General features: G+C 54.4%; 20 protein-coding genes. 17 read left to right on the plus strand and 3 right to left on the minus strand.

All coding sequences use genetic code 11. The features are described 5' to 3' along the window. The first annotated feature begins 13 nt into the window (after nt 1-13). Entirely contained in the window at nt 14-1,483 is a 1,470-nt protein-coding gene (locus KNP79_RS07010; RefSeq protein WP_215191699.1) for a glycoside hydrolase family 32 protein, read from the plus strand. Between the two features lie 63 nt (nt 1,484-1,546). Then, nucleotides 1,547-2,644: a glycerate kinase family protein gene (locus tag KNP79_RS07015; RefSeq protein ID WP_251132901.1), complete on the plus strand. Its 1,098-nt coding sequence runs from the start codon at nt 1,547-1,549 to the stop codon at nt 2,642-2,644. Between the two features lie 27 nt (nt 2,645-2,671). Here KNP79_RS07015 and mscL read toward each other — a convergent pair whose 3' ends face one another. After that, nucleotides 2,672-3,049, minus strand: coding sequence for a large-conductance mechanosensitive channel protein MscL (gene mscL, locus KNP79_RS07020; RefSeq protein WP_215191701.1), 378 nt, complete (start codon nt 3,047-3,049; stop codon nt 2,672-2,674). 207 nt (nt 3,050-3,256) lie between these two features. On the opposite strand from mscL, the gene KNP79_RS07025 reads away from it, so the two are divergent. The 6 genes from KNP79_RS07025 to KNP79_RS07050 all read left to right on the plus strand — a co-directional run bounded on the left by KNP79_RS07025 (nt 3,257) and on the right by KNP79_RS07050 (nt 7,750). Continuing rightward, the gene (locus KNP79_RS07025) at nt 3,257-3,508 is read left to right on the plus strand and encodes a DNA-directed RNA polymerase subunit beta (protein ID WP_029594701.1); all 252 of its coding nucleotides are present in this window, start codon (nt 3,257-3,259) and stop codon (nt 3,506-3,508) included. 13 nt (nt 3,509-3,521) lie between these two features. Continuing rightward, complete coding sequence (fabZ, locus tag KNP79_RS07030) at nt 3,522-3,944, plus strand: 3-hydroxyacyl-ACP dehydratase FabZ (RefSeq protein ID WP_021066156.1); 423 nt, start codon at nt 3,522-3,524, stop codon at nt 3,942-3,944. A gap of 12 nt (nt 3,945-3,956) precedes the next feature. Beyond that, nucleotides 3,957-4,406 (plus strand): hypothetical protein, encoded by a 450-nt coding sequence (locus KNP79_RS07035; RefSeq protein ID WP_214719364.1) that lies wholly within the window; start codon nt 3,957-3,959, stop codon nt 4,404-4,406. Nucleotides 4,407-4,503: 97 nt separating this feature from the next. Beyond that, nucleotides 4,504-6,243 (plus strand): methyl-accepting chemotaxis protein, encoded by a 1,740-nt coding sequence (locus KNP79_RS07040; protein ID WP_021066158.1) that lies wholly within the window; start codon nt 4,504-4,506, stop codon nt 6,241-6,243. A gap of 63 nt (nt 6,244-6,306) precedes the next feature. Continuing rightward, nucleotides 6,307-7,356: a C45 family autoproteolytic acyltransferase/hydrolase gene (locus KNP79_RS07045; protein ID WP_215191703.1), complete on the plus strand. Its 1,050-nt coding sequence runs from the start codon at nt 6,307-6,309 to the stop codon at nt 7,354-7,356. Nucleotides 7,357-7,471: 115 nt separating this feature from the next. Further along, nucleotides 7,472-7,750 carry a hypothetical protein gene (locus KNP79_RS07050; RefSeq protein WP_200881495.1) on the plus strand — a complete coding sequence of 93 codons (279 nt, stop codon included), beginning with the start codon at nt 7,472-7,474 and terminating at the stop codon, nt 7,748-7,750. A 2-nt stretch (nt 7,751-7,752) separates the two neighbouring features. Here KNP79_RS07050 and KNP79_RS07055 read toward each other — a convergent pair whose 3' ends face one another. After that, nucleotides 7,753-8,379: a class I SAM-dependent methyltransferase gene (locus KNP79_RS07055; protein ID WP_215191704.1), complete on the minus strand. Its 627-nt coding sequence runs from the start codon at nt 8,377-8,379 to the stop codon at nt 7,753-7,755. Between the two features lie 74 nt (nt 8,380-8,453). Here KNP79_RS07055 and KNP79_RS07060 point away from each other — a divergent pair, with 74 nt between their 5' ends. From KNP79_RS07060 to KNP79_RS07070, 3 genes are all read left to right on the plus strand, one after another. Then, the gene (locus KNP79_RS07060) at nt 8,454-8,855 is read left to right on the plus strand and encodes a cryptochrome/photolyase family protein (RefSeq protein WP_251130789.1); all 402 of its coding nucleotides are present in this window, start codon (nt 8,454-8,456) and stop codon (nt 8,853-8,855) included. A gap of 71 nt (nt 8,856-8,926) precedes the next feature. Further along, complete coding sequence (gene tnpB, locus KNP79_RS07065) at nt 8,927-10,099, plus strand: IS200/IS605 family element RNA-guided endonuclease TnpB (RefSeq protein ID WP_131471411.1); 1,173 nt, start codon at nt 8,927-8,929, stop codon at nt 10,097-10,099. An 81-nt stretch (nt 10,100-10,180) separates the two neighbouring features. Beyond that, on the plus strand, nt 10,181-11,221 hold the full coding sequence (locus KNP79_RS07070) for a cryptochrome/photolyase family protein (protein ID WP_251132902.1): 1,041 nt from the start codon (nt 10,181-10,183) through the stop codon (nt 11,219-11,221). A gap of 88 nt (nt 11,222-11,309) precedes the next feature. Here KNP79_RS07070 and KNP79_RS07075 read toward each other — a convergent pair whose 3' ends face one another. Then, complete coding sequence (locus tag KNP79_RS07075) at nt 11,310-11,981, minus strand: hypothetical protein (RefSeq protein WP_131471409.1); 672 nt, start codon at nt 11,979-11,981, stop codon at nt 11,310-11,312. Between the two features lie 306 nt (nt 11,982-12,287). Here KNP79_RS07075 and KNP79_RS07080 point away from each other — a divergent pair, with 306 nt between their 5' ends. Genes KNP79_RS07080 through KNP79_RS07105 form a run of 6 tightly spaced genes read left to right on the plus strand, consistent with a single transcriptional unit; the run spans nt 12,288 to nt 17,685 of the window. Further along, nucleotides 12,288-12,875 carry a glycerol-3-phosphate responsive antiterminator gene (locus tag KNP79_RS07080; protein ID WP_021066164.1) on the plus strand — a complete coding sequence of 196 codons (588 nt, stop codon included), beginning with the start codon at nt 12,288-12,290 and terminating at the stop codon, nt 12,873-12,875. Next, the gene (locus KNP79_RS07085) at nt 12,872-13,963 is read left to right on the plus strand and encodes an ABC transporter ATP-binding protein (protein ID WP_034779187.1); all 1,092 of its coding nucleotides are present in this window, start codon (nt 12,872-12,874) and stop codon (nt 13,961-13,963) included. Before KNP79_RS07080 ends, KNP79_RS07085 begins: the two co-directional genes overlap by 4 nt. Continuing rightward, entirely contained in the window at nt 13,960-14,865 is a 906-nt protein-coding gene (locus KNP79_RS07090) for a carbohydrate ABC transporter permease (RefSeq protein ID WP_034779185.1), read from the plus strand. The genes KNP79_RS07085 and KNP79_RS07090 overlap by 4 nt, the downstream gene beginning before the upstream one ends. Continuing rightward, entirely contained in the window at nt 14,862-15,671 is an 810-nt protein-coding gene (locus KNP79_RS07095; RefSeq protein WP_214751122.1) for a carbohydrate ABC transporter permease, read from the plus strand. Before KNP79_RS07090 ends, KNP79_RS07095 begins: the two co-directional genes overlap by 4 nt. 12 nt (nt 15,672-15,683) lie before the next feature. Beyond that, the gene (locus tag KNP79_RS07100) at nt 15,684-16,994 is read left to right on the plus strand and encodes an ABC transporter substrate-binding protein (protein WP_371743422.1); all 1,311 of its coding nucleotides are present in this window, start codon (nt 15,684-15,686) and stop codon (nt 16,992-16,994) included. Then, nucleotides 16,966-17,685: a glycerophosphodiester phosphodiesterase gene (locus KNP79_RS07105; RefSeq protein WP_215191708.1), complete on the plus strand. Its 720-nt coding sequence runs from the start codon at nt 16,966-16,968 to the stop codon at nt 17,683-17,685. Before KNP79_RS07100 ends, KNP79_RS07105 begins: the two co-directional genes overlap by 29 nt. Nucleotide 17,686 lies beyond the last annotated feature (1 nt).

The following is a 17,686-nucleotide window of genomic DNA, read 5'->3' on the forward strand; positions in this document are numbered from 1 at the left end:
AGGTGTTTTCACATTGAACACGAAAATCGATACATCCGATCGCTACCGTTCTCTTGACCAGGCAGCGCCGGGCGAACTCGAACGGTTAGAACAACAAGCGGCACTTTCAAAGTGGAAACCGTCTTATCACATTCATCCAGGTTTCGGATTATTGAATGATCCGAATGGACTGGCCTACTATAATGGAGCGTTTCATGTCTTTTATCAATGGCATCCGTTTGCGCCGACGCATGCGATGAAACATTGGGCGCATGTGAGTTCTAAAAACTTGGTGGATTGGGAGCGCCAAAAAGTTGCGCTCGTCCCCGAGTACGACTATGAAGCAAACGGGGCTTATTCTGGAACCAGCATCGAAATCGACGGGAAACTGCACTTGTATTACACCGGAAATATCAAGTACACAGATGGTGGACGTAGTGCGAATCAATGTTTAGCCGTCATGGACCATCATGGAGCGATTGAAAAATACCCACTCAACCCGTTGATTGAAGGCCCGCCTAGCGGTTATACCGGACATGTCCGAGACCCTAAAGTGGTGCGCTATAAGGATGGGTATAGAATGTTGCTCGGGGCGCAACGCCTGAACGGCACGGGAGCAATAATTGTTTATTCTTCAAGTGATGGGATTAGATGGTCGTTTGAAGGAGAAGTTACGCTAAAGGGATACGATGAGCCTGGCTTTATGTTGGAATGCCCTGATTATTTTCAACTTGGAGGAAAAGATGTGTTGCTGCTCTCCCCGCAAGGCATTGCACCTCAAGAAGGACGCTATGAAAACCTGTACAATGTCGTTTATCTAGTCGGAGAAATGGATTGGGACACCCTTCAATTCGACGTCGACTTCTATGAAGAGTTAGACCGTGGATTTGATGTATACGCACCTCAAACGTTTGAGATGGACGGACAGCGCATCTTGTTCGCTTGGGCGGGAATGGGGGAAGTCGACTACCCGTCTGACCGTGAGGAATGGGCCCATAGCTTGACGCTGCCTCGACAGTTGACGCTACGCGGAAACCGTCTAATCCAACAACCTGTCGAAGCGTTGGCATTGCTACGGAATCGGAGTGAATCTGTTCATGAACAGGATACCTTTCACTTTACCCCGGTCAGTAATCATTTTGAACTTGATTTCACCTTGAGTGGCGATGTCTCGACCGTTACCTTGTTCCATCAGTACGACCAAGGACTTCGTCTTGAAATTGATCATGTCCAAGGGCAGGTCGTATTGGATCGATCGAACACAAATTATCCATTCGGGGAACAGTACGGGACAACACGACGAGGCGAGATTTGCCCGGGGGAGGCGACAGTTCGAATCTTTGTCGATGGAAGTGTCGTCGAGGTTTATTTAAATGGCGGTGAACTGGTGTTTACGACGAGATACTTCTTTGATGATGGGGGCGTCTCACTTGAGGCCCAAGACATAAAAGGAAACATCTATCAACTCCGCCAATCAATCGCTGATAAATTAACGATGGAATGAGTCATCCCGCTTCTCTTCGGAGGAGCGGTTTTTACATTATAATGAAGCAGAGGAGGGATGAATATGCGAATTGTCGTGGCGATGGATTCGTTCAAAGGGTCGATGACGAGTGTGGAGGCGAACCGAGCGGTTGGTCGGGCGCTCGCTGGGCACGACGTCGTCGAGGTACCGATCTCAGACGGCGGCGAAGGCTTTTTAGACGCGTGGCTGCTGACACATCCGGATGCCGAAATCGTCACGCAGGACGTCATGTCGCTCGACGGGACGTTAGGAACAACGCGTTACGGGTGGCTCGAGGCGGGACGAGAAGCGGTCATCGAAGTGGCCGAGGCGTCCGGGCTCACACTCGTCGATACGCTCGACCCGTGGTGCTATAGTTCTTACGGAACGGGTTTGCAAATCCGGCATGCGCTCGAGCGCGGGGCGACACGCATTACCGTCGGTCTCGGCGGGAGCGCGACCGTCGACGGGGGAAAGGGTTTGCTCGAGGCGCTCGGTGTCCGCTTCTTCGATGAGTTTGGACATGTCATTGGATCGTTCCCGCATCAACTCGAGCGCGTCGTGCAAGTCGATTGGACAGGACTCCTCCCGGAAGCGGGTCATGTCGAATGGCGCATCGCCTCGGACGTGACGAATCCATTGCTTGGACCAATGGGAGCGGCCGCCGTGTTCGGACCGCAGAAAGGGTTGGCGCCAGAGGACGTCGTGCGCTATGACGAACTGCTTGCCGCGTACGCCCGTTGTTTCGAACGTGATTTGGCCAAGCGGTCTGGGGCGGGCGCAGCCGGAGGCATCGGTTTCGCGCTCTATCAGCTCGGTGCCCGGTACGTGAGCGGCATTGAAGAAGTCATACGCTGGTCGAACCTGGAAGAGAAACTGCGCACGACCGACTGGTTGATCACGGGAGAAGGTCGCTTCGATGAGCAATCCCTTCATGGGAAAGCGCCATACGGTTTGGCGTGCCTCGCCCACGCATATGGTGTCCCGACGCTCGTCTTCGCCGGGCAAACAGACATAATCGCCGTTCCGGACGCCGGAATCCGTGCCGTGTTTTCAATCATTTCCCGGGAAATGAAGCTCGCCGAGGCGATGCACCAGGCAGAACCGCTTCTCACGGACGCCGTCAGCCGAGTGATGTCGATCCTCGACAAAAACGCCTGAACCGACTTCGGTTCAGGCGTTACTGCGTTATGGACGCTCTTTTAACAAGTCACGGATTTCAGATAGGAGCTGCTCTTCCCGCGACAGTTCCGGTTCTGGTGTCTCTTCGACCGCTTTCTCACGTTTCAGACGGTTCAACACTTTGACCATCATGAACAAGGCGAAGGCGACGAGGAGAAACTTGACGATTTCTTGTAAGAAGTTGCCGTACGTCACGTTCACGCCGAGCACCGACACCGCGAGCGTCGAGAAGTCGATGCCGCCGATGAGGATGCCGAGGAACGGCATGAAGATGTCGTTGACGAGCGACGTGACGATGGCCGTGAAGGCGGCCCCGAGGATGAAGGCGACGGCGAGGTCAATTACATTGCCTTTGATTGCAAACTCTTTAAATTCTTTCCACATAAAAATGAACCCTCCTAAAAAGATGAATACTCTTACGGTAGCACAGCATAGGTGGAAGCGGGCAGTATTTTTCACAGAAGCGTCGCCCTTGCCCTAGGCCGGGCGCTTGTTCGACGTATGGTAGATACGTTACACTTATATAGAACTCATGCAATAGTTTTAATACCAGGTACTAATATGTTATGATTAATTCAGCTGAAAGGATGTATGGACGTGGCGAACGAAGAACAGAACGGCTCGGAACAGACCGAGTCCAAAGAGCGGACGGAGCGGAAGCGATTATCGAACCATCGACGTTTCCCGATCTTGTTACGCGTCATCGTTGTCCTGCTGTTGGCTTTCGTGATGCTTGCGATTGGGGCCATCATTGGGTACAGCGTGATTGGCGGAGGCGAGTGGAAGGACGTGTTCAACATCGACACGTGGCGCCATATCACCGATTTTTGGCTAACATCATAAGGGTGGTGGAACCATGTACACGATTGAACAGATTAAAGAAGTGATCCCGCATCGGTACCCGTTCTTGCTCATCGACCGAATTCTTGAAGTCGAAGAAGGCAAACGGGCCGTTGGATTAAAGAATGTGACGGCGAATGAAGAGTTCTTCAATGGACATTTCCCGGACTATAACGTCATGCCTGGAGTCTTGATCGTCGAAGCGCTCGCGCAAGTAGGCGCGTTCGCGATGCTCAAGCAAGAGTCGAACCGCGGCAAGCTCGCGTTCTTCGCAGGCATCGACGGATGTCGCTTCAAACGTCAAGTCGTCCCGGGCGATCAATTGCGCCTCGAGGTCGAAATCTTGAAAGTGCGCGGACCGATCGGTAAAGGACGCGCCGTGGCGACAGTCGATGGAGAAGTTGCTTGTGAAGCGGAACTCACTTTCGCCTTGAAGTGAGGAGAGAACGAGATGCGCGTATTGGTGATTGCCTTGATTCTCGGATTGGCGACCATCGTCGGTTGCCAACAAGTGCAAGATGATCCGGTCGAGGAGAACGTCGTGTTCGAACAGGACGTTGATGATGCGATGATCGACAAGCGAGCCGGCCAATCGGAATCGATTGCGGTCTCGCTCGAGCGGACGAACAGCTCAACGATGTTGTTCACGATTCGGATGCTCGAAGACCGTCGCCTCGATCCGACGACGATCATTAGTTATGAAGTCGACGGCACGCGTGTCCCGATTCCGTTCGGTGAACTCGTCGCGGAACGCGAAGGGGATGTGCGAACTTACGTCTATCAAGCGGATTTGAACCCCGACCTATTCGTCACCGAGACGCTGCCTCTCTTCCATGTCGGAGAAGAGGGCGAGGCTGAGGTGTCGATGCCGCTCGAGGTTGTAGATTCGACAAATGAATGAACGAACGGATGATTTTTGTCGAAAATCATCCGTTTTTTTGTGCAGTTTTTTCGGAGATCGTCCGATACATACAGTAAGGACGAATGGAGGGAATCACATGAAACGAAATAAACCACAATCGCTACAGACGCGGATTTTGGCGATGATGTTGGCATTCATCACGCTACTCATCGTCACATTCGGCGTGTTGCAGTACGTCAGTACGAAGCATACGGTACAGAGCTCGATGCAAGCGGTCCTGTTGGCGGACGGGGCCCGGATTAGCGAGGCGATCGACGCGGAAGCGTATGCGGCATTTTTACAGAACCCTGCGAAAGATGAACGGTTCGAGCAGTTTCGGGAACAGCTCGACACGTATCGGACGCAAATCGGGGCCATGTATGTGTACACACTCGCAGCCGACGGCGAAGAGCTTCAAATCATCGTCGATGGTATGAGCGCGGCCGACGCGGTCGATATCGGAACGCCGACGACGGCGACATCGTTTGCGGACGCGAGAGCGGCGTTTGAAGGTGGGACCGTCACGACACCGATTGTCGAGGACCCAGAGTACGGGGACTATATGACGGTGCTCGTTCCGATCAAACAAGGCGGGGACGTCATCGGTGTACTTGGAATCGACAAAGGGGCGAGTGATGTCGCAGCGGTGACGGAAGACGTGTTGCAAGAGAGCTTGCCGCCGATTCTCATCGGACTCGTCGTCTTGCTTGGGATTGCCTCGGTCATCATCTGGCGCTACCTTGGCTGGAAACTTCGTCCGCTCCGGGAGCTCGAGCGTGTCGCGACCCATATCGCGAGCGGGGATTTGGCGACGGCGGCTCGTGAGATGGACAACATCCAGTTGAAAGCGAACGATGAGATCAAGCGGCTTACCGCCTCGATGGATCAGATGACGAAAATGCTCCGCGACTTGATTTCCGGATTACAAACGTCCGCTCAGACGGTGCGCGATGAGAGCGGCAACGTGGCGAGCATCTCGGAAGAAGTGAACGATGCCTCGCGTCAAATCGCGTTCACGATGGAAGAAATCGCGGGCGGTGTCGAGAATCAGAGCGTGCTCACGATGAAACTGTACGGACATATGAATGAGTTTTCGGGACTTGTCGACCAGACGGCGCACGACGGGAACGGCGTGAGCGAACAAGCGGAAGTCGTCAGTCGGGTGACGGCAGAAGGGCTCGAACTGATGGAGGATGCCGTCGGCAAGATGACGAACATCCATCTGCAAGTGCGCGAGTCGCAAGGCCAAGTGAAGGACTTCGAGCAACAGGCGGACGAAGTGACGGCGCTCGTCACGATGATCCGTCAAATCTCTGAGCAGACGAACTTGCTCGCCTTGAACGCGGCCATCGAGGCGGCTCGTGCCGGGGAGCATGGAAAAGGCTTCGCCGTCGTCGCTTCTGAGATTCGCAAGTTATCCGATAGCGTTGCCCGGTCGGTCAGTGAGATTTCGGAAATCGTTGGCAGCGTCAAACGAAACTCGATTGCGCTCGGCGAGACGTTCACGGACAGCATGCACGCTGCCGAGGACGGCAAGCGGACGCTCGAGGAGACGAAGCGCGCCTTCAATGAGATTGAACAGAGCGTGCGGGAGATGCAACGCCTGACGAACTCGATGCAAGGGCAGCTCGGACGCGTCAAGACGAACCAAGACGACATCAAACGTGGTCTTTCTGACATCGCGTCGATTTCTGAAGAGAGTACGGCTGGTAACGAGGAAGTGGCCGCCTCGACCGAACAGATGTCGGCGACGAGCGAGACGATGAACCGGCTCGTCAAAGATTTGTCGCACACGGCCGAGGACATGCAACGTATGAGTCGACAGTTCAAGTTGTAAACAGTCTCAAGTCAGACATACCTCCGTTGCGTCCGTTATACTAGGCGCAAGGGAGGTTTTTTCATGCAACGTGTCTCAAGTGAACTCATACAATTCCGCGGCAGTCACTATGACTTTGGCCGCTTTCAAGGTACTTATATTAAGCGCAGCAAACTGCTCGAGAATAGGACCGACCAGTGGAAGCTCCGCGTCCCGCGCTTTGAGATTGATGAGCGCGAGGCGAAGCAAGCGTTCGACCGGTTCGCCCCGAAGATTTGGGAAGAACTGCTCGGTCTGCAGGACGAACTCGAGTTGACGCTCGCCGACACGCTCCTTCACTTCGGTCATTTCCGGGTCAATAACCCGGTCAGCGGCTGTTCGATTTTGACGGGGGACAACTTCCTCGTCCGCAACTATGACTACCATCCGATGACGTACGATGGACGCTATAACGTGTTCCAGCCAGATGAGGGTTACGCCGTCATCGGTCCCGTTTCGCGCGTCACCGGCCGGATGGACGGGATGAACGAGAAAGGGCTCGCCATGGGCTATAACTTCATCAACCGCCGCCGGCCTGGAGATGGGTTCGTCTGCCAGATGATCGGCCGAATGATTCTCGAGACGTGCGCCACGGTCGAGGAAGCGGTCGATCTGCTTCAAGAAATTCCGCACCGCGGCTCGTTCACGTATGTCGTCCACGACAAGTCGTCGAAGACACGCGTCATCGAAGCGACACCGCGCGATATTCGTGTCCGCGAGTCGAACATCTGCACGAACCATTTCGAGCTGTTGCAACACGAGAACCGTTACCATCTCGACGATTCAACACGTCGGATGATGGAAATCAAGATGTATCAACATATCGTCCAGGACGCCGAGAGTGCGTTCCGGCTCATGAACGACTCGGACAAGGGCGTCTTCTCGGAGCTGTATAAGAGCTGGGCCGGCACGATTCACACGGCGGCTTACTTCCCGGAGACGCTCGAGACGTGGTTCGCCCTCGGTGGCGACCGCGACCCTGTCATTTTCGATTTTCAGGAGTGGCTCGACGGCAAGGATTTCGATTTACATGCCCTCGACGGGGAAATCGCGACCGATATCGAGTTCGCGAACACGGTCCAACTTTGGCGGTAACGAAAAACAAGCAGCGGCTCATAATGAGTCGCTGCTTGTTTTCGTTCGTCTAACGCACGTTAGCCCGTACTGTTTTCTGTAAAACCGGGAATACTCATAGCAGGAGGGATTTATGATGAAACGAATCGGATTATTGGCCATCATGCTCAGTTTGATTGTCGTCCTCGGCGGCTGTGTGCCGGGCGACGGGACGTACACGACCGACCCGGCCGGCTTCTTTTGGGGCGTCTGGCATGGTTGGATCGCACCGGTGTCACTCGTTTTAGGATTGTTCAATGACACGTATCGCGTCTATGAAGTGAATAACACCGGTTGGTTCTACGATTTGGGCTTCTATATCGCCATCATCAGCGGCTTTGGCGGGGTAGCGGTCACCCGGAAGAGCCGGAGTTGACGTTAGATGGGCTTTCGTCCGGACACGGCGACCGTATGATAGTCTCGTGAGTCAGGTCCACGTGTCTCGACGAGATCGGTCAAATTAAGAGCGGAAGCGGCGGGGATGAACTGTTCCCGCACGATAGACGCGATGCCATCCCACGTCACGTCAGCTTTCCCATCGCAGTACGTGATGACGAATGACCCACCTGGTGCGAGCACGCGATCAATCTCGGCAAGCACCGCCGGCACGTCTTCCCAAAAGTAGAGTGTGTGGATGCTGAAGACGCGGTCAAACTGCGCGTCCGGGAACGGGAGCGTCCCGAGGTCGCCTTGGACGACTTCGGCTCGCCCAACATGCACGTCCGTTTGATTTCGTCGGAGCGCCGAGCGGACGATGGTCGGGGAACGATCGAGTCCGGTCACATGCACGTGATTATAGCCACGTAGCATCTGTGCCAGTGCGTCGCCGGCCCCGCAACCGAGATCGAGGACGCGATTGTCGGGCTGAATATGAAGTTGCTCAATCGTCCAATCGACTTCGACCCGGTGTTGCCTGACCATCTTCTCACCGATATACGTGCCGACGACGCCGCGTGGATTCTCGTATTGACTGTCAATCCATGTTTGGAGACGTGTGAAGCGCATCGAACCATTCCTTTCTAAATAACATCGAGGTAGATTGAGTATAGCATAACCATATTAGGAGGGGAGTTGAATCGATGCGTTCCTTTTGGATTTTCGGCAATCAGTTGTCGCACGAACTCGAGCTATTCAATCACATCGAGGAGGATGACGTCATCGTCATGATTGAGGCGACGTCACGGTCGACGTGGCGGCCGTACCATAAACAAAAACTCGTCCTCATCTTCTCGGCGATGCGTCACTTCGCTGAGGAACTGCGAGAAAAGGGCTACACTGTCGACTATCATGAGGCCGATTCGTTCCAGGACGCGTGGGACGACCACTTCAAGCGATACGAACCGGAGGCAATCCATTATACGGCCGTCACCGACGTCGCGATGGAGAAGAAGTTGCGTCAGTTCGGGAAGAAATATAAGCTCGTCGAACATTCGGACGTGCCGCTCTTCTATCAAATTAGGCGAGAGTACTCCCACTTCTAAACGAAGTGAAAGTGGGAGGTGAATCGCCAACCTCTCTTTTGGGTATAATTCCTTCCAAGGAGGTGAAATTCATGTTGAAACATAAGGCTTACAAATTCAGAATTTACCCGACAAAAGAACAGGAAATCCTGATCGCCAAGACGATCGGTTGTTCGCGTTTCGTGTTCAACCACTTCTTAGCGAAGTGGGATGAAACCTACAAAGAGACAGGCAAAGGACTGTCCTACGGTTCTTGTTCGAAAGAAATTCCTTTACTAAAACAAGAGTTCGGCTGGCTCAAGGAAGTAGATAGTCATTCGCTTCAATCCAGCGTCAAGCACCTAGCCGATGCGTATGATCGTTTCTTTAAGAAGCAGAACGAACGGCCTCGATTCAAGTCGAAGCGCAACCCTGTACAATCTTACAAGACGAATATCGAGAAGAAGAATCAACTTCCTGAAGTCTCGATCGTAGGTAACAAGCTCAAACTTCCGAAGTTGAAGTGGGTTCGTTTTTCCAACTCCAGACAGGTCGAGGGGCGAATCTTGAACGCCACGATCCGACGCACAGCTTCGGGTAAGTACTTTGTGTCCCTGCTCGCAGAGCATGAGATCAACGAACTGCCGAAGACAGAATCATCTGTCGGCGTCGACGTCGGGCTGAAGAACTTCGCCATCCTGTCGGACGGCACGGTGTACAAGAACGACCGCTACTTCCGCACGCTCGAGAAGAAACTTGCGCGCGAACAGCGCAAGTTGTCACGTCGTCAGCTCATCGCCCTAAACAGGAAAGTGAGACTTTCCGAGGCGAAGAACTATCAGAAGCAAAAGCGAAAAGTCGCGCGCATCCATGAGAAGATTGCCAACAAGCGTACTGACTTCCTGCATAAGGTATCGACCGAGATCGTCAAAAACCACGACGTCATCGGAATCGAGACTTTGCAAGTGAAGAACATGCAAAAGAACCGCAAGTTGAGCAAGTCGATTTCCGAGGTCAGTTGGTCAGAATTCTTCAGCATGCTCGAGTATAAAGCCGACTGGTACGGGAAGACCGTCGTGAAGGTCGGGAAAACCTTTGCCTCGAGCCAGCTCTGTTCTAGTTGCGGCCATCAACACAAAGACGTGAAGCATCTTGGCTTGCGTGAATGGAGATGCCCGAGTTGCGGGATTCATCACGACCGCGATGTGAATGCAGGAATAAACCTCAAACAAGAAGCAGAACGCATCTTAGCTTCTTCAACCGTCGGGACGACGGGGTTAGCCTGATAAGGTTTCGACCGTTAGGTCGAATAACTCAGGAATCCTCCACCTCTAAGCGAAGCGTAGGTGGGGGTAGTTCAACGCCAGATGCGGAAACGGTTTGACGTCTTGCTCGAGGATGGGAAACCGAGGGGTGGCAAATGGTCGTTCGATGCGGACAACCGCCAGCCGCCGAAAGCCGGGCTGACGTTCCCGGCACCGATTCATTTCCGGCCGGACGTCATCACGAAAGACGTCATCGAAAAAGTGAATCGCGATTTCGCCGACCATCCGGGAGACATCACTCCGTTCGTCTGGCCGGTGACGCGCAGTGAGGCACGGCGGGCATTGAAACGGTTCGTTGAGGAGCGACTCGAGACGTTCGGTCCGTATCAAGACGCGATGCTGTCGGACAATCAAGACATGTCACACAGTCTGTTGTCCGCAGCAATCAACATCGGACTGCTGACTCCGGATGAGGTCGTCCAAGCGGCGGTGGAACCGGACGCACCGCTCGCCTCGGTGGAAGGATTCGTCCGTCAAATTCTCGGATGGCGAGAATTTATGCGCGCCGTCTACGTGGCGTCGATGCCGGGCTACGAGTCGGTCAATACGTTCAAGTATGAACGCGATTTACCCGATTACTTTTGGGACGCCGAGACGGAGATGAACTGCATCCATCAGAGCGTGAAGCCCGTCATCGAGAAGGCGCACAACCATCACATCCAACGGCTCATGGTGCTCGGTAACTTCGCGACGCTGTTCGAGGTGTCGCCACAACAGACGAGCGACTGGTTCAATAAGATGTACATCGACGCTTACGACTGGGTCGTCTTGCCGAACGTGCTCGGGATGGCGCTCCATGCGGACGGCGGAAAGCTGGCGACGAAGCCGTACATCGCCTCGGGAAAATATATCGATAAGATGAGTGACTACTGTAAAGGATGCACATACAACCCGAAACATACGACCGAGGACGACGCCTGTCCGTTCAACGCGTTGTATTGGCACTTTATCGACAAGCACGAGGAGCGATTCGCGAAGAACCAACGCATGAAGATGATGGTCCGCAACTGGCAAGGGCGGGATGATGCCGTCAAAGCGGACATCTTGGCGAAGGCGAGGCAGACGCTAACGGATATGTCCTAACGATAAAAATGATGAGAAACAAATGACGTGAGCCTGGTAAACTTCCAGGCTCACGTTTTTATAAGAACTTTTGTTCATCGAATCATCATTAACTTGGCCATTCAATTCCAATTTCAGAAAAAGAACATCTACTTTCTTCAATTCCTTCAACATCATTTGCGTTAATTGATTGAATGTCCTCTTCCGTTAAAAGAATACGCCTAGTAGGGTCTTCCAACTTTAAATGATATAGTTTTTCCACTAATGCTAGTTGTTGTTCCGTGAGTTCGTAATTTTCTTCCCAAAATTCAATAGCCGCTTCATACTCTGATGCCTGTACTTCTAAAAGATCCGCTCCTCGTTCAAGCATGATGTCATAAGGATGACTCGAAAAAACGTGCTGTTCACTTTCCCATAAGACGGTCGTGACGACTGGACGAACCTCTCCATCCACTTCATCTAACAAGTATTGAAGCGTTTCTTGTTCAGCTGTTTGTTGTACCTGGTCCGGAGCTTCGATAAAGTATTGCTTTGCATCTACTGGGTTCAAAGCGAGATGGTCATTTCGGAAACCTGCGGCATATACCTCTTGACCGAATGCCACCGTCCCTCTGCTTCCTTGGCCATCATTCGTACTGTAGTTGTCACCATCCCATGAATGTTCGTACGCAAGATCAGGAGCATCCGCTATAAAAACAGCATGGGCAATCGAGGCGAGTATGCATCCTTCCCATATGTTTTGGCGGGTCCACTCATGTTCGGTGAGTTGAATTTTTTTCACGTCTATTCTCCCCTAGTTATTCTCAAATGAAGGCTTTACTCGATTTCCGCTCACTAACAGTATAACTCGGTTAACAAGTAGACATTGATGTTAGTTCGGCTGGTTTGTAAATCTCATTCATGAAAGGTTTACGCTTTTTTTCACACGCTTCACAGACACTTTACATTCATCCGTTACGATATGACTTGTGAGACCCCTCATGCCAAGTGAATAGCAACTGGTAGAACATTGGAGAGACCAACAGAAGCCCGTACGTCCATGACGTCCTGTTTCTGTTGGTCCTTTTTTTGGGAAGGATGAATTCAAGTGAATGAAACACTTCGCACAATCGGACAAGAGAAGATGATCGCCTCCATCAAATCACCGAAACAACTCGAGAAGTTCCTACAGTCGGATGTGACGACGACGTTCCTCATGATGGGGACGCTCAGCACGCTCGACCGCTACGTCGCCCATTTGAAGCGTGAGAATCGGACCGTGTTCCTGCACGCCGAACGCATCAACGGCATCAGCCTCGACCGGGACGGCATCGACTATTTGGCGAAACGGGTCGGCGCCGACGGGATTGTGACGACGAAGGCGTCTGTCATCCAACACGCCAAACGGGCCGGCCTGATGACGGTGCAGCGCCTGTTCCTCGTCGACTCGGACGCGATCACCTCAGGCATCAAGATGGCGAAAGACCAACAGCCGGACGCGCTCGAACTGATGCCGGGTCTCATCCCGAGTGTCATCGAGCACGTCGCGGAACACGTCTCGTTGCCGATTGTGACAGGCGGGATGATCCGGAAACCGATTCACGTGCATGAAGCCCTGTCCCACGGGGCGTTCGCCGTCTCGACCGGGGACGAGCGGCTTTGGGCGTCGCAAGGAATGAAGGAGGACATCATATGAAATCGATTCAACTGCAGAATATCAAAAAATCATACGACGAGACGGAAGTCATCCGTGGCATCGACGTGACAATCGAGGCCGGTGAATTCTTCGCCCTCGTCGGACCGTCGGGCTGCGGCAAGAGTACGATGCTCCGGATGATCGCTGGGCTCGAATCGATCACGAGCGGGACGCTCCGCATTGACGGCGTCGCAGCGAACGAACTGAAACCGAGCGAGCGGCAACTATCGATGGTATTCCAAAACTATGCGCTCTATCCGCACATGACCGTCGAGAAAAACATCACGTTCGGGTTACATACGAAAGGACTGACGAAGCTCGAGCAGCGTGAACGTTGCTTGGAAGCGGCCGATACGCTCGGACTGACCGACTATTTGAAGCGGAAGCCGCGCGAACTGTCGGGCGGGCAACGGCAACGGGTCGCACTGGCCCGGGCCATCGTGACCGAGTCGCCGATTTGCCTCATGGACGAGCCGCTCTCGAACTTGGACGCGAAACTTCGGGCCAAGATGCGCTCGGAGATCCGGCAGCTGCAACGCAAGCTCAAGCTGACGATGATTTACGTCACGCACGACCAAGTCGAGGCGATGACGATGGCCGACCGGATGATGCTGTTGAACGATGGCCAGGTCCAACAAGTCGGTCAACCGCTCGATTTGTACAATAAGCCGGCGAACACGTTCGTCGCCTCGTTCATCGGGTCACCGCCGATGAATTTGACGTCGGTGCAACGGAGTGACAAGGGCTGGGTCGCCTCGGACGGGCGCCTGTTCCACCCGAACACGCTGACGCGAGAAGATACGGCGACGCTCGGCATCCGGCCGGAACAAATCACGCCGGCGAAAGACGAGATCACGTTCTACGCCGAATTGAAAAATATCGAAGTGCTCGGCACGGAGACGATTCTCGCCTTTGACATGGGCGGCGTCGAGTGGCTCGCCAAATGGCCCGGACAATGGCCGCTCGCGATTGGGGAGAAGATTGCCTGTTACGTCGACCCGAAACAGATGTCACTGTTTGATGCGACGGGAAATCGCATCGAACCGCGGCAACCGAAACTGTTCGAGGCGTTGGAGGTGTTCCAATGACGGTCGCCCTTCCGAGACAACGCGTCCGGACCCGATTATCAGACGCGACGAGCGGACTCCTCTACTTGTCCCCGTCGATCGCGTTATTTGGGATCTTTCTCGTCTATCCGTTGTTCCGGACGATTTACTTGAGTTTCTTTCAAACGGACACGCAAGGGACGCCGCTCAGCTACGTCGGCGGCGAGCATTACGCCAAACTGTTCACGAGCGCCTCGTTTTGGCAGAGCATTCAGGCGACGGTCGGCTTCGTCCTGTTGACCGTCCCACTCACGATCATCATCGCGCTTGGGCTCGCGCTCCTCGCCAACGAGAAGCTGCGCGGCATTGGCATCTTCCGGACGGCGTTCTCGGCGACGATGGGGATGAGCGTCGCAGCCTCGTCGGTCATTTGGATGTTCATGTACAACCCGTCCATCGGTATCTTCAATCGCTTCTTGGAAGCGGTCGGGGCAAGCGGGGTGCAGTGGCTCCTCGACCCGCAGTACGCGCTCCTGTCCGTGTCGCTCGCGACCGTCTGGATGAACATCGGCTTCACGTTCTTGATTCTCCTCGGCGGGCTGCAAAACATCGACCGGACACTGTATGAGAGTGCGGACATCGCCGGAACCGGATATTGGACCCAGCTCCGGGCCATCACGATCCCGATGCTGTCTCCGACGCTCTTCTTCGTCGGCATCATCTCGCTCATCAATGCGTTCCAGACGTTCGGGCAAATCGATTTGCTGACGAAAGGCGGCCCGACGAACTCGACGAACGTCATCGTCTACGCCATCTATAAGGACGCGTTCATCAACTATAACGTCGGCGGGGCGAGTGCGCAGGCCGTGCTCTTGTTCTTGACGGTCCTCCTGTTGACGTGGCTCCAGTTCAAGCTCGTCGAAAGGAAGGTGCATTACCAATGACGCTCCGGAAAGTAGTCACGTATACGCTCCTCGTCTTGAGCGCCGTTGTCATGCTGTTCCCGATTGCCTACGCGTTCTCGATCAGCCTGATGGACGGGAGCGAAGTGTTGAAAGGGAACCTCATCCCGCGCGACGTCACGTTCGACAACTATATTGCCGCCTTTGAGCGGATCCCGCTCATGACGTACTTATGGAACAGTCTCGTCGTCGCACTCCTCGTCATGGTCGGACAAGTCGTCTTGTCGAGTCTTGCCGCCTTCGCGTTCGTCTTCATCGACTTCAAAGGGAAAGGGCTCATCTTCATGCTCTTCCTCGCGACGATGATGGTGCCGTGGGAAGCGACGATGGTGCCGAACTTCTTGACGATTCAGTCGCTCGGCTGGCTCAACTCGGTGTGGGGGCTGTCGGTGCCGTTCTTCGCGCTCGCGTTCGGAACGTTTTTGCTAAGACAACAGTTCAAGACGATTCCGTACGAGATGTACGAGGCGTCACAAATCGCCGGCATCAGCCGCTTCCGTTTCTTTTGGAACGTCGTCTTGCCGGTGTCGAAGACACCGCTCGTCACACTGTCGGTATATAGCTTCTTGACAACATGGAACATGTACTTATGGCCGCTCCTCGTCACGAACACGGAGCAGGCACGCACGGTGCAAATCGGGATTAAACAGATGCAGTCGAACGAGGTCGCCTCGGATTGGGGTGTCGTCATGGCGGCGGTCATCTTGATTATCATCCCGACGCTGATGTTGTTATTCGCAGGACAAAAGCAGTTACAAGAAGGTCTGACGCAAGGTGCGATCAAATAATAGGGGGAATACATGATGAAAAAGAAAGCGTTATTCGCAGGGTTGGCTAGTTCGGTATTGTTGCTCGGGGCATGTGGTAGCGAAGAGGCGGAACCGGCCGCTTCGGCGACGGAGGACGGGAAGACGGAAGTCGTATTTTGGCACGCGATGAGCGGGGACTTAGAGACCGCGCTCAACAACCAAGTCGATGCCTTCAACGAGTCGCAAGAAGAGTATGAAGTGAAACCGGTGTTCCAAGGCACGTATGAAGAGGCGCTCACGAAGTTCAACGCCGTCGCGGGGTCACCGGACGCACCGGCTATCATGCAGACGTTCGAGGTCGGCACGAAATATATGATCGACTCGAACAAAATCACGCCGGTCCAAGAGTTCATCGACAAAGAAGACTTCGATACGGGCGTCTGGGAAGAGAACATCTTGAGCTACTATCAAGTCGACGGCAAGCAGTACTCGATGCCGTTCAACTCGTCGACACCGGTGCTCATCTATAACAAGGATGCGTTCGAAAAAGCGGGACTCGACCCGGAGAAAGCGCCGCGCACGTATGACGAGCTGAAGCAGGCGGCGAAGGCACTGACGACCGACGGCCAGACCGGCTTCACGATGCTCAACTACGGCTGGTTCTTCGAACAGCTCGTCGCCGCGCAAGGCGGGCTCTACGTCGATAACGACAACGGGCGCAGCGGTGCGCCGACGAAAGCGGTATTCGATGGGGAAGAAGGACAGAACGCCTTCAACTTGATCAAAGAGATGTACGACGACAAGACGTTCATGAACGTCGGCCAAAACTGGGACGACATGCGCGCCGCCTTCCAATCAGGGAAAGTCGCCATGTATCTCGACTCGTCGGCCGGGATTCGCACCGTCGCGGATAACGCCGACTTCGAGGTCGGGGCATCATACTTGCCGGTGCCGAACGAGGCGGAGCGGGAAGGTGTCATCATCGGCGGGGCCTCGCTCTGGATGGGTGACGGCATCGCCGACGAGACGAAGCAAGGTGCATGGGAGTTCATGAAGTATGCGGCGTCGAAAGAAGCACAGGCCAAATGGCACGTCGAGACGGGCTACTTCGCCATCAATCCGGAGGCGTATGACGAGCCGATCGTCAAAGAGATGTGGGCCGAGTACCCGCAACTGAAAGTGACGGTCGATCAATTGAGTGAGACGACAGCCTCACCAGCGACACAAGGCGCGCTCATCTCGACGTTCCCGCAGTCCCGTCAAAGCGTCGTCAATGCGATGGAGAGCCTATACCAAGGCGTATCGGTCGAAGAGGCGTTGAAGCGCGCGGCCGATGAGACAACTTCCACCTTGGGGCAGTGACATGTTGATTTACGCACATCGCGGCTATAGCGCCAAGTATCCGGAGAACACACTAAGCGCGTTCAAGGCGGCGTTGCCACATGTCGACGGCATCGAGCTCGACGTCCAATTGACGCGCGACGGACGCCTCGTCGTCATCCATGACGAGACGGTCGACCGGACGACGAACGGGAGCGGTTTCGTCAAAGACATGACGCTCCGGCAGCTCCGCTTGCTCCGGACGGAGAGCGGGGAACGGATCCCGACGCTTGAGGAAGTGCTCGTCTTGCTCGAACCGACCGACGTCACGCTCAACATCGAGCTGAAGACGGACCGGTTCGACTATGACGGGATCGAGTATCTGACGTGGCTCGCCGTCACCGAGTTCAAGTTAGAAGAGCGCGTCGTCTTCTCCTCGTTCAATCCGGACACGCTCATCCGATTGCGGGATATCGCCCGTGAGGCGAGGATTGCCGTCCTGACAACTGACGGGCATCCGAATCTGATCGAGTTCGTCGAGCGGATCGGGGCCGAGGCCGTCCACGCCCAGCCGGAATTCACCGGGACAGTGGAGGCGGCGACGCTCCGCGAACAAAATCGGTCACTTCGTCTCTACACGATCAATGACCCGAGCGAGTTGCCGGACATGACTGGTGTCGACGCCATCATGACGGACGAGGTCGAGCGGTTCCAATCGAGGTCGCGTCATTAAA

It is taken from the genome of Exiguobacterium sp. s7 (genome assembly GCF_018618195.1).
Lineage (GTDB): Bacteria > Bacillota > Bacilli > Exiguobacteriales > Exiguobacteriaceae > Exiguobacterium > Exiguobacterium mexicanum_A.